The following is a 21,492-nucleotide window of genomic DNA, read 5'->3' as shown; positions in this document are numbered from 1 at the left end:
GTGTATAAGAGACAGCTTCGCGCGAGGGGGCGGCGGCTTCGCCGCCGAGCCGCGCTGGGTGGGCGCGGCACGGCGGCCTACGCCGAGCGCGCAGCGGAAGGGTGGGGTCAATCACGCCCAGCCACGACCGCCCGGAGGGACACGTTCAGCTCCAGCACATTGACCCGCTCGTCGCCGAGGAAGCCGAGGTCGCGGCCCTCCGTGTGGTCGGCGACCAGCCGTTCGCCGCGGCGACCCGCGCGACCTGGATCTCCGCGTAGGCCGGCGAGATGTGCGGGTCGAGCGCCGAGCCGGAGCCCGTCACCGCGTCCGCCGGCACCGCCGACTCCGGCACGTCGTTGAAGGCGGCGACCGCCGCCCTGGTCTCCTCGACGGAGGCACGCAGCGTCGGATCGCTGGCACCCAGCTGGCCGGAGCCGGTCGCCGTCGGGTCGTAGCCGCTGTTGGAGGGCCGCGGCTGGAACCAGCGCGGGTCGGGGTCGCCGTTCGCGTCGTTCCAGGTCTGGCCGATCAGCGAGGAGCCGACGTCCCGCCCGTCGGCCTGGACCATCGAGCCGTCGAGGAAGAGCACGCCGACGAGAGAGAAAGCGAGGACGGCGCGCAGGTAGGCGGTCCAGCGCGTCTCGGCGTTGGGGTCGGCGCCGACGCAGCGGTAGATCAGCCGCTCGACGCGCAGGTGCTTCCTGGAGGAGTAGACGGCGGCCATGTAGTCGCCGAGGGGGCGGTGCACCAGGGCGAGCGCCACGACGAGGGCGGATATCTGGAGCACGTCGGCCAGGGGGGTACTCATGGTCGGCGGCCCTCAGAATCTCTCGGGGAAGAGCAGGGCCAGGACCAGGTAGCCGACGAGGCCGGCCGCGACGCACAGACCGACGATGTTCTCCGCGCTCACAGCTTGGCCACCCCACGGGCGGCGAGAGCCATCAGCGCGAACCCCGCGAGGATGACCAGGACGAAGACCAGATCGGCCATCGGTTCTCCTGTACGAGTGGGCAGTCACTTACTCGCCCAGGGAACCTCTGTGCTCATCTCGCGCGGCGCTCGTTGACGACACCCTGATAACGGAAGCGCCGTCGTTGACGGGGTCCGTATGCGAGGGGTGCTTCAGGGGGTTTCGTCCCGGTCCCGGTCCCGCTCGTCGCGCGCCTCGCGGCGACGCCGCAGCAGGATCGCCAGGTCGGTCGCGGCGGCCAGGGTGAGGATCGCGCAGCCCACGGTCAGGGCGATCAGCGGGCCGCGGCCCGGCGAGGAGTCCGAGCCCGAGGCGCCCAGCCAGATGGCGAAGGCGACCGTGGCGCCGGCGAACAGTGGGGTGAATATCGCGGACAGCAGGATGCGCAGCCGGATGTCGCTGTACGCAGTGATCGGCTCGGTGCCGGTCCGCTCGAGGCGGTGACGTCCTCTGCCTCTGCTCATGAGGGGGCCTCCCGTGACGGAGAGCCCCGAGTACCCCGCGCGGGCGCGGACACACCCGCGCGGGAGACGCCTACCTGACCTCGGAGATCTCCGGGCCCCTGCGCAGCTTGTCGAGGCCGCCGGCGAAGCGGGAGACCTGGGCGCCGTCCGCGGCCGCCTGCTCCTGCTTCACGCCTTCTGGCACCATCTGCGCGTCCTGCGGCAGCTTGAGGACGATCGGGTCCCTGGGGGCCATCGGGCCCTCGCCGCGGACCACCACGGTGTCCCGGAAGATCTGCTCAAGGACGCCGGCCGCCTGCGGCTGGACCGCGCCCTGGCCGGAGATCACGCCCCGCAGGAACCAGCGCGGACCGTCGACGCCGACGAACCGCACGACCTGCATGCCGCGCTTGCCGTCCGGCAGTTGCACGGGCACCCGGGCCCGCAGCTCCCAGCCGAGCGGCCCCTCGATCTCCTCGATCACGCCGCCCTGCTGGGTGATGCCGGCGGCGATCTCCTCGCGCACCTCGGCCCAGATGCCCTCGCGCTTGGGGGCGGCGAACGCCTGGAGCTGGACCGCGCTGTCCTTGAGGACCACGGTCGCGGCGACGATCGCGTCCCCCGCGACCTCCACGCGCAGCTCCATGCCCTGCACGCCGGGCACGAAGAGGCCGCCGAGGTCGACGCGGCCCTCGGAGGGGTTGCCGACCTCGCTCAGGTCCCAGGGACCGTCGGGCCGGGGTGCCGGCTCGAGCTTGACCCGGCGCACCTCCTCCTCGTCGGGAGCCTCATCGGTGGTGGCCTCGACCGCCTCCGCCGCCTCGGCCGGCTCCTCGTTCCGCTTGCGACGACGTCCGAACACGTCAGAGTCCTTTCCGGTCGGCGCTCCCGCCGGGGCCGACCGCAGCGTAGGGGTGGGTCCGCAGGCCGGCATGACCGCCCGTGGAGCCGAAACCCCCCGTGGCCCGCGCCGAACCCGGCAGCTCCGTGACCTCGTGGAAACGCACCGCCGCCACCTGCTGGACGACGAGTTGGGCGATCCGGTCGAGCGGCTGGAACCGCACGGTCTCCCGCGGATCCAGGTTGATCACGATGACCTTGATCTCTCCACGGTACCCGGCGTCGATGGTGCCTGGCGCGTTGACCATGGACACCCCGCAGCGGGCGGCGAGCCCCGAGCGCGGGTGCACGAACGCCGCGTAACCGTCGGGGAGGGCGATGGCCACCCCCGTGGGGAGTACCGCGCGCTCGCCCGGCGCCAGCTCGGCGGCCTGGGTGGTCACCAGGTCGACCCCGGCGTCCCCCGGGTGCGCCCGGGAGGGGACGGGGACCGCCGGATCGATCCGCCGCAGCAGAACGTCCAGCGGGCTTGGGCTCACAGAGTCGGCACTCACGATGCAGACCCTACCGCCGCCGACGGCCCCTGGGGACGAGCCTGCGATGCTGGGGCCATGAAGCCGTACGACGAGCGACTGACCGTGCCCAGGAGCTGGTGGCTGATGGCCCTGCTGGGCGTGCTGCTGCTGGGATTCGCCTTGGTGCCGCTGGGTCTCGTGCCCCTGCTGTGCGGCCTCGCCGCGGGCGGTGCCCTGTCCGGGGTGGCGCTGAGCGCCTACGGCTCGGCCCGGATCCGGGTGGTGGCCGACTCGCTGGTCGCCGGGGAGGCCAGGATCCCGCTCACGGCTCTGGGCGAGGCCCGGGCGCTCGACGCCGAGGAGGCGCGCGCCTGGCGCACCCACCGTGCGGATGCCCGGGCCCATATGTTGCTGCGCGCCTACATTCCGACGGCCGTCCGGGTCGAGGTGACTGATCCGGAGGATCCCACTCCGTATCTGTATCTCTCCACCCGGCAACCGAACCGTCTCACCGCGGCGCTCACCGCGCACCGCCCGGACGCGGCCTGAGGGCACGCCCGGGCCGGCGCTCATGCCGCGCAGTCGCGGCAGATCGGCTGACCGTCCTTCTCCTTCGCCAGCTGCGACCGGTGGTGCACGAGGAAGCAGCTCATGCAGGTGAACTCGTCCGCCTGCCGAGGCAGGACCCGGACCGAGAGCTCCTCGTTCGAGAGGTCGGCGCCGGGCAGCTCGAGGCCCTCCGCCTGCTCGAACTCGTCGACGTCGACGGTGGACGCCGACTTGTCGTTCCGCCGGGCCTTCAGTTCCTCGATGCTGTCCTCGTTGACATCGTCATCGGTCTTGCGTGGAGTGTCGTAGTCGGTTGCCATTTCGTTCTCCCCCTCCGGGTGTCTGTGGTATCTCCAGCGCACGTAACGCGCGGGGGGTCGGACTTTGTGCCCGACCCGAGGCGGAGATTTTGCCTCACATCAAGTGCTGTTACTCAATCGACACCCAACCGAACGCCTGAAGAGGTGATCATCCCGGCTGCCGATCGGGCCGCTAACCGGTCAAAAGCCCGCCCGCGGCCGCGTGACGCCCGCCGTCAGGGGCGTCGCTATGCGATTGATCACATCTCCTTCTTTCCCGCTGTGGGGGCCGCTCAGACCGGGATGGCGACCTTCATCACCAGGCCACCCTGTTCCCGCGGCTCGGCCCTGACATAGCCGCCGTGTGCCCGCGCCACGGAGCGGACGATCGAGAGCCCGAGACCGACGCCCTTGTCGCTGCCCGTGCGCTCGGTACGCAGCCGACGGAAAGGCTCGAACATGTTATCGACCTCGTAGGCCGGCACGACCGGACCCGTATTCTCCACCACCAGCAGCGCCTGCCCCGGCCTGGACTCCGTGTCCACCCGCACCCAGCCGCCCTCCGGCACGTTGTACCGGACCGCGTTCTGCGCGAGATTGAGGGCGATCCGCTCGAGCAGCACGCCGTTGCCCTGCACCTGGACCGGCCGCCGGACGCCGCGCAGCTCGATGCCGCGCTGCTGCGCCTCGCCCCGCACCTGCTCGACCGCCTGCCCGGCCACCTCCGCCAGGTCAACCGGCTTGCGGTCCACGATCTCGTTCTCGCTGCGGGCGAGCAACAGCAGGCCCTCCACCAGCTGCTCGCTGCGCTCGTTGGTGGCCAGCAGCGTCTTGCCGAGCTGGACCAGCTCGGGCGAGGCGTCCGGATCGGAGAGCTGCACCTCGAGCAGGGTGCGGTTGATCGCCAGCGGGGTGCGGAGCTCGTGCGAGGCGTTGGCCACGAAGCGCTGCTGGGCGGTGAACGCGCGGTCCAGGCGGTCCAGCATCTCGTCGAAGGTGTCGGCCAGCTCCTTGAACTCGTCGTCGGGCGCGTCAAGCTCGATCCTGCGGTGCAAGTCGGAGCCGGCCACCTGGCGGGCGGTGCGGGTGATCCGGCCGAGCGGCGAGAGCACCCGGCCGGCCATGACGTAACCGAAGGCGAACGCGGCCACCGCGAGGCCGAGCAGCGCGAGCAGCGAGCTGCGCAGCAGCTGGTCGAGTGCCTTGGCGCGCTGGGTGTCCATGCACTCGGACAGCCAGTCGTCGAACTGCGCCTCGGTGACCGGTCCCGAGAGGTCACGGCAGACGTTCGAGGTGGGCTGCAGGACCACGTTCTCCTCGAACCTGAAGGGGATCGCGTTGCCCTTGTTCAGTGCCTGGGCCGCCAGCAGGTAGATGATCGTCAGCAGCAGCACGCCGGCGATCAGGAACATCCCGCCGTAGAGCAGGGTGAGCCGGATCCGGATGGTGGGCCGGAACCAGCTGTGCGACCGGTCGGCCTCCCGCGGGTCCCACTGGGGCCTGGGTGGCGCGAGGGGCATCCGGGGCGGCGGCCGGTGGCCGGCGGCCGGCGGCGTCGATGGCCTGGGCGGTGGGGAGGCTGAGGACGTGGGCATGGCTCAGATCCGGTATCCCGCCCCCGGCACGGTGGTGATCACCGGCGGGTCACCCAGCTTGCGACGCAGCGTCATCACTGTGACGCGGACCACGTTGGTGAACGGGTCGGTGTTCTCGTCCCAGGCCTTCTCCAGCAGCTGCTCGGCCGAGACCACCGCGCCGTCGCCGCGCAGCAGCACCTCGAGGACGGCGAACTCCTTGGGCGCCAGGTGGATCTGCCGGTCGTCCCGGAAGACCTCGCGGCGGTTCGGGTCGAGCCGGATGCCGGACCGCTCGAGCACCGGCGGCAACGGCGGGGTGGCCCGCCGGCCGAGCGCCCGCACCCGGGCGATCAGCTCGCTGAAGGCGAAGGGCTTGGGCAGATAGTCGTCGGCGCCGATCTCCAGGCCCTCGACGCGGTCGCTGACGTCCCCCGAGGCCGTCAGCATCAGCACCCTGGTGGCCTTGCCAAGCCGGACGATGTGCCGGCACACGTCGTCGCCGTGAACCAGCGGCAGGTCGCGGTCGAGGACGACCACGTCGTAGTCGTTGAGGTCGACGCGCTCGGTGGCCGCCGCCCCGTCGTAGACGACGTCCACCGCCATGGCCTGGCGGCGCAGCCCGACGGCCACCGTATCCGCGAGCAACTGCTCGTCCTCCACGACGAGTACGCGCACGTCCCGATCCTCTTCTCGTGAGATCCCTGGGCGGCGGGTGGGCCCTGGCCTGGGCACATCGGTCCCCGCCCCACCCTCCATCCTGCACCGACACCCCATAAACCACTGGTAAACGACCGGTGCCGGGGATCCGCTCGGATTTTCACTTCTGGTGAGGTTTCCGGCACTGACGCGCCGGGGAGGACAAGCGACACACCCCGCGACCACCTCCTTGCCGGCGGCAAGCCGCTCCGCGCTGCCGACCAGTCGGGGCCGCCGTGGCCGCACCCACCCAGTGGCACTCCCCCAGTGCCACCGATCGAAGACGAGGGGGCGCACCTTGGACGCGTTCACCGCTGGAATCCTGCAGCGTATCGAGAACACCGAGTCCGATCTGCACCGCGCTCGTGAAGCCGGAGATCTGTTCACGATGGATGTGGAGCAGGCCGAGCTGGACGACCTGCGCCGATTGGCCGCCGAGTACGGCGTGGAGGTCGGGGCCAGGAGCGCCTGAGCCCCACCGCGCGCCCCACCCGGGCGCCGAGGCCTTCCAGCACTGAGCGCCCCCGGGGGTCCCCGGGGGCGCTCAGGCGCGTGTGGGGCGGCCGAAGGGCCGCTCTCGCACGGGGGCCGTCGTGGCTCAGTCGTGCCAGGCGCCGAGCTCGTCGAGGAGCGGCTGGAGCGCGTCGAAGACGCCTGGGCTGGCGGCGATCGTGAGGTCGCGGCCCGGCGGCAGGCCGGGCCGGCCGCCGGTGCGGGCGCCGGCCTCCCGGGCGATCAGGTCGCCGGCGGCCAGGTCCCAGGGGGCGAGACCGCGCTCGTAGAAGCCGTCGAGCCGGCCGCCGGCCACGTCGCACAGGTCGATGGCGGCGGAGCCCGAGCGGCGGATGTCCCGCACCCGCGGGATCAGCCGCTGCGCCACGGCGGCCTGGGCGGTGCGCACGGTGGCCACGTAGTTGAAGCCGGTGCCGACCAGCGCCTGGTCGAGGGGCGGCGCCGGGCGGACGCGCAGCGGCTCGGGCGACCGGCCGGCCACCAGGCGCTCGGCCCCGCCGCCCAGCACCGCGCGGTAGGTCTCGCCGCGCATCGGCGCGGCCACGACGGCGGCCAGCGTCTCGCCGTCGGCCTCGGCGGCAATGGAGACGGCCCACTGCGGGAGCCCGTACAGGTAGTTGACGGTGCCGTCGAGCGGGTCGATGATCCAGCGCACCCCGCTGTCGCCGCCGGAGACGCCGCCCTCCTCGCCCAGGAAGCCGTCGTCGGGACGCCGCTCGGCGAGGAAGCCGGTGATCAGCTTCTCGGCGGCGATGTCCATCTCGGTGACGACGTCGATCGGACTCGACTTGGTCGCGGCGACCCCCAGGTCGGCGGGGCGCCCCTCCCGCAGCAGCCGGCCGGCACGGTCGGCCGCCTCCTCGGCGAGCGCGAGCAGCGTGGCGACCAGCTCGCCGCGGGCGGCCTGCGGTCCTTCGGACACGTGATACTCCTTGTCAGGCGTAGGGGCTGTCGGCACCGGCGGCGGCCGGGCGGGCAACCCGGGCGGCGCAGCAGCCCACCGGGCAGACGTCGTGGCTCGGGCCGAGCGTGCCGAGGGCGCAGCGGGTCGGGGACTCGCCGCGCTCGGTGGCGGCCCGCTCGAGCACCAGGTCGCGGATGGCGGCCACGAAGCCCGGGTGGGCACCCACGGTGGCCGAGCGGACCGCCGGCAGGCCGAGCTCCTCGGCGGCGGTCAGCGCCTCGGTGTCGAGGTCGTAGAGCACCTCCATGTGGTCGGAGACGAAGCCGATGGGAACCATGACGACGGCCGGCGCGCCCTTGGCGTGCAGGGCGGTCAGGTGGTCGACGATGTCGGGCTCGAGCCAGGGGATGTGCGGGGCGCCGCTGCGGGACTGGTAGACGAGCTCCCAGGGGCGCTCCACGCCGGTCTCGGCGCGCACCGCTTCGGCGATGACGCGGGCCGCGTCAAGGTGTTGGGCGACGTAGGCGCCGCCCGCCCCGTGACCGGCCGGCGGCCCGGAGAGGTCGGCCGCGGCGTCCGGGATGGAGTGGGTGGTGAAGGCGAGGTGGGCGCCGGCCCTGACGCCCTCGGGCAGCTCGTCGAGCGCCGCGAGCACACCCTCCCCCATGGTGCGCAGGAAGCCGGGGTGGTTGTAGTAGAGCCGCAGCTTGTCCACCCGGGGCAGCGGCAGGCCCTCCTCCTCGAGGGTGGCGAGGGCGCCGGCCAGGTCCTCGCGGTACTGGCGGCATCCCGAGTAGGAGGCGTAGGCGCTGGTGGCCAGCGTGAGGACCCGGCGGCGGCCGTCGCGGACCAGCTCGCGCAGGGTGTCGGTCACGTAGGGCGCCCAGTTCCGGTTGCCCCAGTAGACGGGGAGGTCGAGGCCGTGCTCCGCGAAGTCGGCGCGGAGCGCGGCCAGCAGGGTGCGGTTCTGCTCGTTGATGGGGCTCACGCCGCCGAAGAGCCGGTAGTGGGCGCCGACCTCCTCGAGCCGCTCGCGCGGGATGCCGCGCCCCGCGGTCACGTTCTCCAGGAAGGGGATGACGTCGTCCGGGCCCTCGGGGCCGCCGACCACCTGGGCGACTCCGTCCCGCGGCGCCGGCAGCGCGGCCACGGCCAGGCCCAGGCAGGCCAGGGCCAGCGCCGCGAGCGTCACCCCGGCCGGCGGCGAGACGCGTCCCACCGGCTCGCGCGCGAACCATCGCGGTGCTGGGACCCGGCCGCTGAGCGGCCACGCGGCCGGACGACGACGCAACCGCGCGGCTGTGCGGGACGGCGGTCGATCGGCCCAGCCGCGCGGCGAGCACGCGGCGTCGCCGCGCGGCGCCGTCGGTCGCCACACGAACCACAGCGCTCGCGCCCCGTAGCCGGCGGCCAGCGCCGTCGCCGCGAGCCCCGCCGCGTAGAGCCACGGCGAGTCGGCGAGCGCCGCCGCGAGCAACACGTCCTTGGCCGCCCACAACGCCAGCGGCGGCAGCCCGGCCAACGCCACGAGCGCCACCGTGAAGGCCGGCCCGGCGCCCGGCGGGCCGCGCCGCGCCGCGCCCCGCAGGCCGGTCAGCGCCTGGCTGCCGAGCGCCGCCAGCCACACCCCGGCGACCAGGAACGCCAGGCTCTTGGCCGCGGCGTGGGCCATCAGCTGGAGGACGCCGCCGGCCCGGGCGCCGACTCCGGCGGCCAGCACCAGCAGGCCGAGCTGGGCGCAGGACGAGGCGGCCAGCAGCTGCTTCAGATCGGTCTGGACGAGCGCGACCAGGCCGAGTGCCACGGCGGTCGCCGCCCCCGTCCAGGCCACCAGCGGCGCGCCCCAGCCGGAGGCGTCAAGCAGCGGCGCGGCGCGCAGCAGCAGATAGCCGCCGGCCGCCACCATGGTCGCCGAGTGCAGCAGCGCGGAGACCGGCGCCGGGCCGCGCATGGCGTGCGACAGCCAGAAGCTGAACGGCAGTTGGGCGGACTTGCCGAGCGCCGCCAGCACCACCCCGGCCGTGGCGATCGACCGCCAGGGCTCGGCGGCCGCTGGCAGGTCGGCCAGGGCGAGCGAGGCCGTCGGCGCGCCGGCGAACGCCGCGCCGGCCGCCAGATAGAGCCCGAGATCCGCCGCCCTGGTGGTGAGGAACGCGGTGCCGGCGGCCCGCACCCGGTTGGAGTCACGCCACCAGTAGCCGATCAGGGCCCAGGACGCCGCGCCCATCATTTCCCAGCCCATCAGCAGCACCGGCAGTGAGACGGCCGTCACCGTCGTCAGCATCGCCCCGGCGAACAGCAACATCAGCCCGAAGAACCGGGCGCGCGCCGCGTCCCGTGCGAACTCCCCGGCGCAGAACCCCAGGATCAGCCACGTCACCGCCGCCACCGTGACCACCAGGAACGCCGAGAGACCGTCGACCGCCAACCGCACCGGCAGACCGGCGAGCAGCGGCGCCTCGGCGCGCGGCCGGACCACCGCGGCCAGCGCCGCGAGCCCCGTGCCGGCCCCCGCGATCCCGACCGCCAGCGGGGCCGCGATCCGGTCCGCCGCCCGCCCCGAGGCGGCGAGCAGCGCGCCACCAGCCAGCGGCAGCCCGACCAGCGCCCACAGCACCCAGCCGGCCGTCCCGCTCATTCCCGCAGCTCCGCCGCCGCGTCGACGGTGTCGACCTCCCCAACCCTGAACAGGGCGGTGACCACCGCGAAGCCCACGGCCATCTCCACGGCCATGGCCGTCACCAGCAGCACCACGAGCACCTGGGCCTCGTCCGCCGCAGGGGCCACGAAGTGCCGGACGCCGGCGGCGGCCAGCACCACGCCGCCTAGCATCAGCTCCAGACCCATCATCACCATCACGACGGACCGCTGGCCGAGCACCCCGAAGAGGCCCACGGCGAACAGCGCCGCCGCCACCAGCAGGACCGCCTGCAGGCTCACCCGACCTCCTCGTCCCGGTCGTAGCGCCCGCGCCGGGTGGCCAGCACCACCACCGCCACGATGGTGGCGAACAGCACCATGCCGAGGACCGTCATGGTGAGCATCTGCGGCCCCATCAAGGACAGGCCGAGCGCCCTGGTGGGATCGGCCGGCGCCCGGCCCGCCCGGTCCGGCCAGGGTGCGAGCAGCACGCCGGCGGCCAGCAGCAGGAAGACGCCGCCGCTCACCAGCGCGGCGGCCCGCGTGCCGTGCGTCATCGACATCGGCGTCAACCCGCCCGGCGACATCATGAACATGATCATGAAGACGGCCATCAGGGCCATCTCCAGCGTCATCATCAGCAGGATCACCACGCCCAGGTAGTCGAGGCCGAGCAGTACCACCTCGCCCCCGACCGCGAGCAGCGCGGCCAGCAGCGCGTAGGTCGCCCTGGCCATCGAGTCGCACCGGAAGACCAGCGCGCCGGCGCCGACCGCCACGCAGGCCAGCACCCAGAACAACAGGTCCTCCGCCATCTCAGCGCTCCAGCACCACGACGGCCACCCACAGCGCCTGAACCACGGCGAGCGGCATCAACACCGTCCAGGAAAGGGCGGTGAAGCGGTCCATCCGCACGGCCGGCAGCCGGCGCCGCAGCCACAGCAGCGCGCCGAGCACCGCCGCCGTCTTCACCAGCGTCCAGCACCAGGCGGACAGCAGCGGTCCCTGCCCACCGCCCAGGAACAGCGCGGCTGCCATCCAGGCCGCCACCACGAGCAGCAGCCACCGGCCGCCGAGGAACACCAGCCGGTCCACGCCGCCCAACTCGCCCGCCGCGCCGCCCGCCACGTCGCGCCCCACCGGCTGGTCGAAGGGCCCCCAGAACGCCATCGCCGCCGCGCTCAGCAGGAACACGGCGAACGCCGCCGGCATCCACACCGCGAACCACAGCCCGCGCTGCGCCTCCACCACCGCGCCCACCCGCAACGACCCCGCGCCGAGCGCCGCCGTGGTCAGGGCCAGCATGTGCGGCACCTCGTAGGCGAGCCCCTGCGCCAGGAACCGGTAGCCGCCGATCAGCGCCAGCGCCGAGTTCGACCCCCAACCGACCAGCCAGACTGCGGCCCAGGCCAGCGCCCCCATGGCGTTGAACCACACCACGCCCACCGCGAGGTCGCTCACCGCCCGGAAGCCGAGCGGCAGCACCACGGCCGCCGCCACGGCGGCCACCGGCAACAGCACCGCGCCCACCGTGCGCAGCCCGGCGTCGGCGGCCACCGTACGGCGCCGCCGCCGCGCCAACTCCCGCAGCGGCGCGGGACGGCGCCCCGCCCCGACCCCGGCGAGCGCCGCCGTGACGCCCGCCGCCAGCGCCAGCGCCGGCGGCAGCGCGAAGGACCACCACAGCGGGGCCGCCTCAGTCATGTCCCCGGCCCCGCCGTCCAGGCCAGCTCGTCGAGGTCGGGATCGAGACCGGCCACCACGAGCCTGGCCGCCGCGAACTCGGCCCCCACCAACAGCCCGGGCAGCACGTCGAGCAGCGCGGCCGACGGCGGCCGCGGGCCGTCCACCAGGCCGCGCGGCCCGAGCACGTCGTCGGCCGCCAGCACGCCGGGCGCGGCCAGCAGCCCGGCAGCCCGCTCGATCTCCGCCAGCCGGCGGCGGAACCGGTCGTAGGCGTCACCGCCCGGCGCCACCACCGGGCAGGTCACCCCCGCCCGGCGTGCCTCGGCCGCCGGCAGCCGGCCGAGACCGCGCAGCATCGCACGCGCCGTCAGGGACCGTTCGCCGCGCCGCAGCAGCGTCCGCAGCCCGCGCCGGACGGCGGCGGGGTCGGCCCCGGCGAGCAGCGCGTCCCGCAGCCGGCGCGCCAACTCGGCGAGCTCCGCCCACCCGGCGACCCCGAGCAGCCGCCCCACGCTGTCCAACTGCGCCGCGCACGACCGGCGCGCGGCCACCGCCCGTTCGATCCGCGCGCCGCGCGCGGCACGCAGCCAGGGCTCGGCCCAGAACGGCGGCGGGCCGGGCACCTCGCCCCGGCACCGCTCAGGGTTGGCTGGGGGAGGGTCCACGGCGGCCGAGACCACCACGTCCCCCTGGAGGGCGAGCCGCACCACCAGGCCGGCCGGCCAGTCCCGCAACGCGGGGCCGAGCGGCAGCCGCAGCACGTCGAGCCGCAGCCCGTCCCGGTCGTCGCCCCGCTCGGCCAGCGGCAACCCGGCCACCCACCCGCCGTGCCCGCCATGCCCGCCGTGTTCCGGCCGGGCGGCGCCGCGGCGGGCGGCCGGCGCCTCCTCGCCGGCCCGCAACAGGTCGCGCCCGGCGCGCAGCTCCGGCGCCGCACGCTCGGGCGCGGTCACGGTGACCCGGGCGCGCGGCCCCGGCAGCAGCTCGTACAGTTCGTCGAGCCAGCCGGCCGCGCCCGCAGCCGGCCGCCCGGCCACCACCAGCAGATCAGCCGCCGCCGGCCCGTCGACCAGCGGCCAGCCGGCGTTGCGCAGCTCACGCTCCACCGCGAGCCGAGTCGGCGTGGCGCCCGGTAGCGCGGCCAGCAACACCGAGGGACGGGCCGCCGCCCACCGTCGGACGGCAGCCGTCACGCCCACCGGAACGCCCCCTCGCGCCAGGCGTAGACCACCCCGGCCAGCAGGATCCCCAGGAAGACGAACATCTCGACGACCGCGGCCGCGCCGACCTCCGCCACCACGACGGCCCACGGATACATGAAGAGCATCTCCATGTCGAAGGCGAGGAAGACCATCGCCACCGCGTACCACCGTACGTGGAAGCGGGACGCCGCGTGCTCCGCCGGGGCGAGACCGCCGGCGAACGCGCCCACCGGCACCGGGGGAGCGGGGCCGGCCAGCCAGCGGCCGACCCCGTACAGCGCGGCGACTCCGGCGAGCGCCACGCCGAGCACCACGAACACCGGCAGCCAATCGCTCATGCCACCGATACTCGGGCGCCCCGCGCCCCGCCGCATCTCGAAACCTCCCCAGGTGGTCGAGGAAGCGCGAGGGGGCGCCGGTGCGTCAGCCGCGCGCCGCGGCGCCGCCGAGACCGGCCGCCCGGTTGTTGATCTCGTCGATCGCCTGCTGCGCCTGCTCGCGCGGCGAACGCCCCGTCAGCTGCGAGACCGAGGCCGTCGTCTGCGGCGGCCGCTGCGCCTGCGCCTGCGGCTGGCCCTGCCCCTGGGCCGAGTCGGCGGCCGGCCTGGCGTGCGCGGCCGTCCTGGCGCGCAGCCGGTAGCTGGCAGCCTCGTCCAGGCTCACCGGCCGCTGCGCCTGGGCCGCGAGCCGGCTGGCCTCGGCACCCAGCGCGGCCACGTCCTCCCAGCTCAGCCGCAGCACCAGGCGCAGCTCCGCCTCGCCGCTCGCCAGGGCCTGGATGGGAAGGTTGCTGCTGACGGAGTCACTCACGACTGGTCCTCTCGGTCCACGGGCGCGCCGGCCGCTCATCAGGGTCACCGGATGACACGGACGCCCACGCCGTTCCGTTCAATCCGCGTTCCGCTCCATCCGCGTCCAGGGGCGTGCCGACACCGTGGCGGAAAGCCCCCGCTCCTCACCTGACCGCTCCCCGGCGGTGGGCCTAGGCCGAAGGTCTGGTCCTCTCGGCCGAGGCGGCGCGGCCGGAGGCGCGGGTGAGATGGTCGGATGATCGATCGACCGCCGCCCCCCGACCCCGCCGTCCGCGACCGCATCGAGCGGGAGCTGAACGTCTGGCTGTGCACGCTGCGCCCCGACGGCTCGCCGCACGTGACGCCCGTGTGGTTCGTGTTCCTGCGCCACAGATGGTGGATCGGCGCCGACGGCGGGGCGGTGAAGGTCCGCAACGTCCGCGCCGACCCGCGGGTGTCGCTCGCCCTCGAGGACGGCCGGGCGCCGGTCGTCGCCGAGGGGGAGGCGCTGGTTCACGACGGCGGGTTCCCGGCCGATGTCGTCGCCGCGTTCGCCGCCAAGTACGACGGCTGGGACGTCACCGCCCCCTACCGCCCTGGCGCCGGGCGGGCGTTGCTCGAAGTCCCGGTCCGCCGTTGGCTGTTGGCCGGCAAGGCCCAGTGACCGCGGCGCACGGCATATTGACATGCCCCTGATGTACCCCTATCTTCTGTTCGATTTACGGGCCGACGTTCGACAAGTCGAACGCTGCCGGGCGGGGGCGGCGCGGTCCTTTCCTCGAACACGGAAAGGGTGCGAGATGTCCTCATCAGTCAGCCGGCGCGGGTTACTCAGGGCCGCGGGAGCCGCGACCGTCGCCTCCGCGGCCGGAAGCGCCGTCGGCATTCCGTCCGCCCGGGCGGCGACCGCCCCGGCCCGCGCCGAGATCGGGGTCCTGGCCCACCCCTTCGAACTGGGCCAGGTCCGACTGACCGCGAGCCGATGGCTGGACAACGAGAACCGCACCCGCTCCTACCTGCGGTTCGTCGACGTCGACCGGCTGCTGTACAACTTCCGGGCCAACCACCGCCTGTCCACGGGTGGCGCCACGCCGGGCGGCGGCTGGGACGCGCCGACGTTCCCGTTCCGCACCCACATGCAGGGCCACTTCCTCACCGCGTGGGCGCAGGTGTACGCCGTCACCGGGGACACCACCTGCCGGGACAAGGCCCAGTACATGGTGGCGGAGCTGGCCAGGTGCCAGGTGAACAACGGGGCCGCCGGCTTCAACGGCGGCTACCTGTCCGGCTTCCCGGAGTCCGAGTTCACCGCCCTGGAGAACCGCACGCTCTCCAACGGCAATGTGCCGTACTACGCGATCCACAAGACCCTGGCCGGCCTCCTCGACGTGTGGCGCCACCTGGGCAGCACCCAGGCACGCGACGTGCTCCTGGCCCTCGCCGGCTGGGTCGACTGGCGCACCGGGCGGCTGAGCGCCCAGCAGACGCAGGCCATGCTGGGCACCGAGTTCGGCGGCATGAACGCCGTCCTGACCGACATCCACCAGCAGACCGGCGACGCGCGGTGGCTCACCGTCGCCCGACGGTTCGACCACGCCGCCGTCTTCGACCCGCTGGCGGCGGGCCAGGACCGGCTGAGCGGGCTGCACGCCAACACCCAGGTGCCCAAGTGGATCGGCGCCGCCCGGGAGTACAAGGCCACCGGCACCACCCGCTACCGCGACATCGCCACCAACGCCTGGAACTTCTGCGTCGACGCGCACACCTACGTCATCGGCGGCAACAGCCAGGCGGAGCACTTCCGCCCGCCCAACGCCATCGCCGGCTACCTGAACCAGGACACGTGCGAGAGCTGCAACACGTACAACATGCTCACGCTCACCCGCGAGCTGTTCGCGCTCGACCCGAACCGGGCCGCGCTGTTCGACTACTACGAGCGGGCGTGGCTCAACCAGATGATCGGCCAGCAGAACCCGGCCGACGCCCACGGCCACGTCACCTACTTCACCCCGCTCAACCCCGGCGGCCGACGCGGCGTGGGCCCCGCCTGGGGCGGCGGCACCTGGAGCACCGACTACGACAGCTTCTGGTGCTGCCAGGGCACGGGCCTGGAGATGCACACCAGGCTGATGGACTCGATCTACTTCCACGGCCTCGGCGGCGACACCACCACGCTGACCGTCAACCTGTTCGTCCCCTCGGTGCTCGACTGGTCGCAGCGCGGCATCACGGTCACCCAGACCACCTCGTACCCCGTCAGCGACACCACCAGCCTGCGGGTCACCGGCGACGCCGGCGGCACCTGGTCCATGCGCGTCCGCATCCCCGGCTGGACCACCGGCGCCACCATCAGCGTCAACGGCACGCCGCAGAACATCGCCACCACGCCCGGCAGCTACGCCACCCTGACCCGCGCCTGGACCCCGGGCGACACCGTCACCGTCCGCCTGCCCATGCGGGTCGTCATGCGGGCGGCCAACGACAACCCGAACGTCGCCGCGATCACCTACGGCCCGGTGGTGCTGTCCGGGAACTACGGCGACACCGCGCTCGGTTCCCTCCCGACGCTGAACCCGTCCTCGATCACCAGGACCGGAAGCGGCTCGCTCGCCTTCACCGCCACCGCCAACGGCTCGGCCGTCGACCTGGGTCCGTTCTACGACGCGCACGGCCACAACTACACCGTCTACTGGAGCACCGGCGGCCAGGGCGGCGGCACGGCACGACTCGTCAACGCCGGCAGCGGCCTCGTACTCGGCATCCAGGACATGTCCACGGCCGACGGTGGCCGCGCCCTCCAGTGGCACGACTCGGGCACCGCCGACCACGACTGGGAGCTGGTCCCCGACGGCACCGCGGTCCGGCTCCGCAACGCCCACAGCGGCAAGGTGCTCGGCGTGCAGGACATGTCGACAGCGGACAACGCGACCGTGCTGCAGTGGGCCGACAACGGCACCGCCGACCACCGGTGGACGCTGCTCGACCAGGGAGACGGCACCTACAAGATCCGCAACGAGCACAGCGGCAAGCTGCTCGGCATCCAGAACAACTCCACGGCCGTCGGCGCGTTCGCCGTCCAGACCCCGGACGACGGCACCGCCGACAACCGCTGGCGCGTCGCCCGCGACGGCTAGGAAGGAGGCCCGGCTCGGCGGCCCCCGGACGGCGGCGACCGCGCTCGGAAAAAGCTAGCCGCTCCTGATCTCCGAGCGTCAGTAGACTCGGTCGCATGGCCAGGACGAAGCCGCCCACCCACCTGGAGCACGCCCCTCCGGCGTGCGAGGCCGCTCTGGGCCGGGCGTTCGGCCTGCTCGGCAAGCGGTGGAACGGCCTCGTCGTCGCCGTCCTCGGCGCCGAGCCGCTCGGCTTCGCCGAACTGCGGCGCCGCATCGGCCCGATCAGCGACTCGGTGCTCTCCGACCGCCTCGCCGAGCTGGCCGAGGCCGGGGTGATCGAGCGGACCGTCACCGACACCCGCCCGCCCGGGGTGCGGTACGGCCTCACGCCCGCCGGCGAGGCGCTCCTGCCGATCCTCGAACAGATCGCCGTGTGGGCGGGCGATCACCTCGACTGAGCGGCGCCCGGGCGCCTCAGCCGCGTTCCCGTTCGACCAGCTCGCGCAGGCGCGGCGCGACCTCCTCACCGAACCTCCGGATAGCGTCGGGCTCGTCGGAGGCGAGGATGAAGGTGCTCACCCCCGACTCGACGACGAGCGGCAGCAGCTGCTCGGCCCACTGCTCTGGGGCGCCCTGCGGGAAGCCGCCGCCGATGTTCAGCAGCCGGCGGATCGCGCGCGGGTCGCGGCCGGCCGCCGCCGCGGCCTCGTCGATGAGGCGGTTGCCCCGCTCCAGGTCCCCGTCCTTCAGGTAGAACACGCTGGGCAGCCAGCCGTCGGCCTGCTCCCCGATCAGGCGGAGCATGCGCGGCCCGAGCGCTCCCACCCAGATCCCGATGTCGTGCGCCGGCGCGGGCCCGCGCTTCGCGCCCACGACCTGGTAGTGCTTCCCCGCCACGCGCACGCCGCCGCGCTCCGAGGTGTCCCAGATCGCGCGGATGATCTCGATGGCCTCGCCGGTCGCCTCGACGGCCTCACCCGGAGTACGGCGCGGCCCGCCCATCGCCGCGATGGGATCCCAGAACGCGCCGGCGCCGAGGGCGAGCTCGAAACGTCCCCCGGACAGCAGGTCCAGACTGGCCGCCGCCCTGGCCAGCACCGCGGGCGGCCGCAGCGGGAGGCTGTGCACGTTCGCCGACACCCGGATCCGCTCGGTCCGCGCGGCCACCCAGGAGAGCAGCGTCCAGGTGTCGAGGAACCCGGGCTGGTACGGATGGTCCTGATAGGTGACCAGATCGAGCCCGGCCCGCTCGCTGACCCGCGCCAGCGCCACCGGCTGCTCGGGCCGCTCGTTCCCCGGGGTGATGAAGGACCCGAACCTCAGGTCGTGTCCGTAGTCGGTCATGTCGACTCCTACCGTCGCCGGGTCATGCTGCGTCAACCACAGTAACTATGAAATAAGAAGCGACATTCCACCTGCGGCGACCCGCCGCGCGTCATGGTCGATCCCTCGGGACCCCTCCCCGCGCCGATCGGCTAGCGTCCCGAGCATGTCGGCCCTCGGCGCATGGCTCCTCCTTCCAGCGACGCTCCTGCTCATCGTGGCGGGGCTCGCCACCGGGACGGGCCTCACCCACCTGCTCTTCGAAGCGGCCGGCGCCGCCCTCTCCGCCGAGTACGCGGCCGAAAGCACCGCCGCGAAACGGGAACTGACCGTCGTTCGGGTGGCACGGGCGCTGCGTATCCTCGCCGTGGTGTCGCTGCCCGTGATGTGCGCGGCCTGGGTGGCGGTCGGCCTGTGGCTGGTGGAGGCGAGCACGCTGACGAGGCTGCTGCTGGCGCTGCCGTTCACCGCGGCCTGCGTTCCCCTGCTCTGTTCCCCGCTGCTGCTGTGGGACTTCGACGGCAGGGTGGCGATGTCCCTGATGGTGCTGGCCACGGTCGCGCTGCTGTGCGTCGCCTTCGCCGGGGGCTGGGGCGTCAGGCTCGGACTGCTGGTGTGGCGGGGCAACGAGACGACGTGCACGGTGTCCAGCGGCGAGGAGCGGAGCGCCCCGGCTCCGCCGGGCGGCGAACTCTGGATCACCACCTACGCGTTGGACTGCGCGGCGGCCGACGCCCCCGACACGATGACGACGTTCACGCCGGTGACGGGCGAACGTGTCGCCGTGGTCTACGATCCCTCCGGCCTGGTCGGTGCCGTCCCGAAGACCGAGACGGACCAACTCGCCCTCACCGCCTGGTGCGCCGGCCTGGCCACGGCCCTGTGGACGGCGCCGACCCTCGGCAACGTCCTGCTGCGGTCCTCATGACCCACCGCGAGGCCAGCCCGGCCGACCGAGCGGGCGCCAACACACGGGCTACGGGGGCGGGAACATCCGTCAGCGTGCCCTGGAGCACGTTCCCCCTTCCACCGCACGATGGGCGGCCTGCGGCCAGGCCAGATCCGACGTGATGCCGTGGGCGGTGTCGGCGCGCGTCGGTGGGAGCACGTCGCCCTCGGTGGCGTTCCGCCACGCCCCAGCCAGGTGCTCGCCGGCAGCGACACGACGACGACCGCGACCGGCAGCGAAACGCCCGGCGGCTGCTGGGCCCCGCACCAGCGCGCCCACGGAGCCCATGATGGCGTGCGGCCCGTGGGGGGGTGCCCCAGATACTCGTCAAAGGGGCAATGAGTTGGTCTTGAAGCCCTGAGCGTCCGGTCCGCCCCCCCCGTTCGGCTCAGCGTCGTTGGTGGTGATGTTGACCATCGTCTTGGGGCCTGGGGTGGGTTGTGACCTCGATCGAGCGGACCGCGTATCCGCGGTTCAAGCGGCTGATCACCGCGCATGAGCTGCCTCTGTTCCTCTCGCCGACTCGTGACGAGCTGGAGTGGGCAGCCGGGGCGACGGACGGGGATGAGCATCTGCTGGCTCTATTCCTGATGCTGAAGTCGGATCCACGCATCGGTGTTTTCCGGTGCTGGAGGATGTGCCGGAGCAGGTGGTGGAGGCCGGGCTGGAGCTTTCGGGGTTCTCCACCGCCGACAAGATGGCCTCGAAGATCCGTACCGAGGTGAACTCCTCGATCTGCTTGGGCATCCACGACCGCAGGAGTGCCGTTCAGCGCACCGAGCTGCCGCGGCTGCTGGAGGAGCGCGACAGTGACGGTACGACGCTGTTCAACCGGCTGAAGAAGCCCGCCAAGGGGCCGAGCTGGTCGCACTGCAAGAACCTGTCCAGGCGCATGGAGTGGCTGGACGCCATCGGGGACACGCGGTGTGGATGGACGGCGTCGCCGCACGGAGATCACCGGCTTCGCCGGGGAGGCGGACGCGGGTGACGCGCCGGCGTTGCGGGACTACACGCCGGTCAACCGCCTCGCGCCGATCCCGTGCCTGGCATACAAGGCCAGGATGCGGGTCCGTGGCGACCTGGCGACGATGTGCTGCAAGCGCGTCGCCACGAAGGTCAGGACGGAACTGGAGGAGATCCGGCTCGCCGAGAGGGAGATCACGAGGCCCTGATCGGGAACTACCGCGTTGTGCTCAAGGACATCGACGCCGAGGCCCGGCCCAGCTGGCGCGGACGAAGGCCGCAGAGATGACTGCCGAGACAGGGCGGCGCTTGGGGGCTGGACGAGAGGCGTCGGCCGACGAGGTGGTCCGGCGGCTGGGCGGGGAAGGTCTCCCATCCCTGCTCGCCTTCGTCAAGGCCCTGGTGACGCAGGCCGGGTGTATTGATCACGAGCGTTGTTGACACTTGCCGGTCTTGATCACGGGGAGGACCTCCGGTGTGGTGGAGGTGTCGAGCCTTCACCGCGCGGAGGTCTTCGTGTCTCACCGTAATGCCCGGCTGACCGTTCACGGCAGGCGGCTGTTGGTTGAACGTGTCCGTTCTGGCCGTCCGGTCGCTCACGTCTCGGCGGAAATGGGCGTGTCCCAGCCATGGCTCACAAGTGGGTCCGCCGCTGACAGGCGGAGGGCGAGCAAGGACTGCACGACTGTTCCAGCCGCCCCACAACGACACCGCACCGCACTCCTTCGACGCTGGAAGCCCGCGTCCGCCAGCTGCGGCAAGCCCACAAGCTCGACCCGCCCGCATCGGCCCCATCCTGGGCCTGCCCGCCTCCACCATCCACCGCATCCTGGTCCGGCACGGCCTCAACCGCCTCGCCTTCCTGGACCGACCCACCGGACAACTCATCCGCCGCTACGAACGGATACGGCAACTCGTCCACGTGGACGTCAAGAAACTCGGCCGGATCCCAGACGGCGGCGGCCACAAGGTCCTGGGCCGGCAAACGGGACGCGCGGCGAAGACCGGTGTCGGCTTCGACTACGTCCACTCCGCCGTCGACGACCACTCCCGCCTGGCCCGCAGCGAGATCCACACCAACGAGAAGGCCACCACCTGCGCCGGCTTCCTCCGCAGAGCCGCGGCGTTCTTCGCGACTAACGGCATCAATCGCATCGAACGGGTCCTCACGGACAACGCCTGGCCCAACCGCAATGGCTTCGCCTGGAAACAGGCCCTGGCCGACCTGGGCGCGGTCGGCAAGCTCACGCGCCTACCGGCCCAGACCAACGGCAAGGTCGAACGCTTCAACCGCACCCTGCTCGACGAATGGGCCCACGCAAGGCCCTACACCAGAAACACCGAGCGCACCAAGGCCCTGACAGACTTCCTCCACACCTACAACCACCACCGCTGCCACACCGCACTCACAGGCCAACCACCCATCAGCCGCGTCAACAACGCTCCGGGCCCATACAGCTAGGCCCTGTCCTGTCGATCTTGCCGGGCCCGCGACTCGCCCAGGCTTGGCGGCCTGGGTGGGGGTGCCCCCTGC

General features: G+C 73.1%; 24 protein-coding genes and 4 pseudogenes. 9 read left to right on the top strand and 19 right to left on the bottom strand.

Annotated features, from left to right (window positions below; translation table 11 throughout):
- Positions 1-107: 107 nt before the first annotated feature.
- From E1265_RS15510 to dut, 6 genes and pseudogenes are all read right to left on the bottom strand, one after another.
- Positions 108-550: pseudogene (locus E1265_RS15510) on the bottom strand (potassium-transporting ATPase subunit C).
- Positions 551-559: 9 nt separating this feature from the next.
- A pseudogene (locus E1265_RS40695) lies at positions 560-790 on the bottom strand (potassium-transporting ATPase subunit KdpA); the annotation flags it as partial.
- Between the two features lie 12 nt (positions 791-802).
- On the bottom strand, positions 803-892 hold the full coding sequence (gene kdpF / locus E1265_RS15500) for a K(+)-transporting ATPase subunit F (protein WP_132819267.1): 90 nt from the start codon (positions 890-892) through the stop codon (positions 803-805).
- Positions 893-1,104: 212 nt separating this feature from the next.
- Entirely contained in the window at positions 1,105-1,416 is a 312-nt protein-coding gene (locus E1265_RS15495) for a DUF6343 family protein (RefSeq protein ID WP_132930887.1), read from the bottom strand.
- 70 nt (positions 1,417-1,486) lie between these two features.
- Positions 1,487-2,257, bottom strand: coding sequence for a DUF3710 domain-containing protein (locus E1265_RS15490; protein WP_132930886.1), 771 nt, complete (start codon positions 2,255-2,257; stop codon positions 1,487-1,489).
- Between the two features lies 1 nt (position 2,258).
- Positions 2,259-2,774, bottom strand: a complete 516-nt coding sequence (gene dut / locus E1265_RS15485; protein WP_132930890.1) for a dUTP diphosphatase — start codon at positions 2,772-2,774, stop codon at positions 2,259-2,261.
- A 72-nt stretch (positions 2,775-2,846) separates the two neighbouring features.
- Here dut and E1265_RS15480 point away from each other — a divergent pair, with 72 nt between their 5' ends.
- Positions 2,847-3,299, top strand: coding sequence for a DUF3093 domain-containing protein (locus E1265_RS15480; protein ID WP_132930885.1), 453 nt, complete (start codon positions 2,847-2,849; stop codon positions 3,297-3,299).
- 20 nt (positions 3,300-3,319) lie between these two features.
- On the opposite strand, the gene E1265_RS15475 is transcribed toward E1265_RS15480, so the two are convergent.
- The 3 genes from E1265_RS15475 to E1265_RS15465 all read right to left on the bottom strand — a co-directional run bounded on the left by E1265_RS15475 (position 3,320) and on the right by E1265_RS15465 (position 5,850).
- On the bottom strand, positions 3,320-3,619 hold the full coding sequence (locus E1265_RS15475; protein WP_052851347.1) for a DUF4193 domain-containing protein: 300 nt from the start codon (positions 3,617-3,619) through the stop codon (positions 3,320-3,322).
- A gap of 272 nt (positions 3,620-3,891) precedes the next feature.
- Entirely contained in the window at positions 3,892-5,118 is a 1,227-nt protein-coding gene (locus tag E1265_RS15470) for a HAMP domain-containing sensor histidine kinase (RefSeq protein WP_132930889.1), read from the bottom strand.
- Between the two features lie 78 nt (positions 5,119-5,196).
- Positions 5,197-5,850, bottom strand: coding sequence for a response regulator transcription factor (locus E1265_RS15465; RefSeq protein ID WP_132930884.1), 654 nt, complete (start codon positions 5,848-5,850; stop codon positions 5,197-5,199).
- Between the two features lie 319 nt (positions 5,851-6,169).
- Here E1265_RS15465 and E1265_RS37025 point away from each other — a divergent pair, with 319 nt between their 5' ends.
- Positions 6,170-6,343: a hypothetical protein gene (locus E1265_RS37025; protein WP_165953759.1), complete on the top strand. Its 174-nt coding sequence runs from the start codon at positions 6,170-6,172 to the stop codon at positions 6,341-6,343.
- A gap of 126 nt (positions 6,344-6,469) precedes the next feature.
- Here E1265_RS37025 and E1265_RS15460 read toward each other — a convergent pair whose 3' ends face one another.
- From E1265_RS15460 to E1265_RS15425, 9 genes and pseudogenes are all read right to left on the bottom strand, one after another.
- Positions 6,470-7,306, bottom strand: a complete 837-nt coding sequence (locus E1265_RS15460) for an inositol monophosphatase family protein (protein WP_243740813.1) — start codon at positions 7,304-7,306, stop codon at positions 6,470-6,472.
- Between the two features lie 13 nt (positions 7,307-7,319).
- The gene (locus E1265_RS38040; protein ID WP_207931083.1) at positions 7,320-8,444 is read right to left on the bottom strand and encodes a ferrochelatase; all 1,125 of its coding nucleotides are present in this window, start codon (positions 8,442-8,444) and stop codon (positions 7,320-7,322) included.
- 288 nt (positions 8,445-8,732) lie between these two features.
- A pseudogene (locus tag E1265_RS38035) lies at positions 8,733-9,572 on the bottom strand (proton-conducting transporter membrane subunit); the annotation flags it as partial.
- A gap of 350 nt (positions 9,573-9,922) precedes the next feature.
- Positions 9,923-10,228: an NADH-quinone oxidoreductase subunit K gene (locus E1265_RS15450; RefSeq protein ID WP_132930882.1), complete on the bottom strand. Its 306-nt coding sequence runs from the start codon at positions 10,226-10,228 to the stop codon at positions 9,923-9,925.
- A complete protein-coding gene (locus tag E1265_RS15445; RefSeq protein WP_132930881.1) occupies positions 10,225-10,743 on the bottom strand; it encodes an NADH-quinone oxidoreductase subunit J in 519 nt (172 codons plus the stop codon). The genes E1265_RS15450 and E1265_RS15445 overlap by 4 nt, the downstream gene beginning before the upstream one ends.
- A gap of 1 nt (position 10,744) precedes the next feature.
- Positions 10,745-11,632 carry an NADH-quinone oxidoreductase subunit H gene (locus E1265_RS15440; RefSeq protein WP_132930880.1) on the bottom strand — a complete coding sequence of 296 codons (888 nt, stop codon included), beginning with the start codon at positions 11,630-11,632 and terminating at the stop codon, positions 10,745-10,747.
- Positions 11,629-12,813 carry a hypothetical protein gene (locus E1265_RS15435; RefSeq protein WP_132930879.1) on the bottom strand — a complete coding sequence of 395 codons (1,185 nt, stop codon included), beginning with the start codon at positions 12,811-12,813 and terminating at the stop codon, positions 11,629-11,631. The genes E1265_RS15440 and E1265_RS15435 overlap by 4 nt, the downstream gene beginning before the upstream one ends.
- Positions 12,804-13,154: an NADH-quinone oxidoreductase subunit A gene (locus E1265_RS15430; RefSeq protein ID WP_132930878.1), complete on the bottom strand. Its 351-nt coding sequence runs from the start codon at positions 13,152-13,154 to the stop codon at positions 12,804-12,806. Before E1265_RS15430 ends, E1265_RS15435 begins: the two co-directional genes overlap by 10 nt.
- Before the next feature lie 85 nt (positions 13,155-13,239).
- Entirely contained in the window at positions 13,240-13,626 is a 387-nt protein-coding gene (locus tag E1265_RS15425) for a hypothetical protein (RefSeq protein WP_132930877.1), read from the bottom strand.
- 237 nt (positions 13,627-13,863) lie between these two features.
- Here E1265_RS15425 and E1265_RS15420 point away from each other — a divergent pair, with 237 nt between their 5' ends.
- The 3 genes from E1265_RS15420 (at position 13,864) to E1265_RS15410 (ending at position 17,181) form a co-directional block, all read left to right on the top strand.
- The gene (locus E1265_RS15420) at positions 13,864-14,271 is read left to right on the top strand and encodes a pyridoxamine 5'-phosphate oxidase family protein (protein WP_132930876.1); all 408 of its coding nucleotides are present in this window, start codon (positions 13,864-13,866) and stop codon (positions 14,269-14,271) included.
- A 136-nt stretch (positions 14,272-14,407) separates the two neighbouring features.
- Positions 14,408-16,741 carry a beta-L-arabinofuranosidase domain-containing protein gene (locus tag E1265_RS15415; protein ID WP_132930875.1) on the top strand — a complete coding sequence of 778 codons (2,334 nt, stop codon included), beginning with the start codon at positions 14,408-14,410 and terminating at the stop codon, positions 16,739-16,741.
- 95 nt (positions 16,742-16,836) lie between these two features.
- Positions 16,837-17,181, top strand: coding sequence for a helix-turn-helix domain-containing protein (locus tag E1265_RS15410; RefSeq protein WP_132930874.1), 345 nt, complete (start codon positions 16,837-16,839; stop codon positions 17,179-17,181).
- 16 nt (positions 17,182-17,197) lie between these two features.
- On the opposite strand, the gene E1265_RS15405 is transcribed toward E1265_RS15410, so the two are convergent.
- On the bottom strand, positions 17,198-18,067 hold the full coding sequence (locus tag E1265_RS15405) for an LLM class flavin-dependent oxidoreductase (protein ID WP_132930873.1): 870 nt from the start codon (positions 18,065-18,067) through the stop codon (positions 17,198-17,200).
- A 145-nt stretch (positions 18,068-18,212) separates the two neighbouring features.
- On the opposite strand from E1265_RS15405, the gene E1265_RS15400 reads away from it, so the two are divergent.
- The 4 genes and pseudogenes from E1265_RS15400 to E1265_RS15380 all read left to right on the top strand — a co-directional run bounded on the left by E1265_RS15400 (position 18,213) and on the right by E1265_RS15380 (position 21,420).
- Positions 18,213-18,974, top strand: a complete 762-nt coding sequence (locus tag E1265_RS15400; protein ID WP_132930872.1) for a hypothetical protein — start codon at positions 18,213-18,215, stop codon at positions 18,972-18,974.
- 646 nt (positions 18,975-19,620) lie between these two features.
- On the top strand, positions 19,621-19,983 hold the full coding sequence (locus tag E1265_RS38030; protein WP_207931084.1) for a hypothetical protein: 363 nt from the start codon (positions 19,621-19,623) through the stop codon (positions 19,981-19,983).
- Between the two features lie 10 nt (positions 19,984-19,993).
- Positions 19,994-20,167, top strand: coding sequence for a hypothetical protein (locus tag E1265_RS15390; protein ID WP_165953758.1), 174 nt, complete (start codon positions 19,994-19,996; stop codon positions 20,165-20,167).
- Positions 20,168-20,474: 307 nt separating this feature from the next.
- Positions 20,475-21,420, top strand: a pseudogene (locus E1265_RS15380) (IS481 family transposase).
- Positions 21,421-21,492 lie beyond the last annotated feature (72 nt).

This window comes from Streptomyces sp. 8K308, assembly GCF_004348315.1.
Classification (GTDB): Bacteria; Actinomycetota; Actinomycetes; order Streptomycetales; family Streptomycetaceae; genus Streptomyces.
This window is presented reverse-complemented; position numbering and strand designations above follow the sequence as displayed.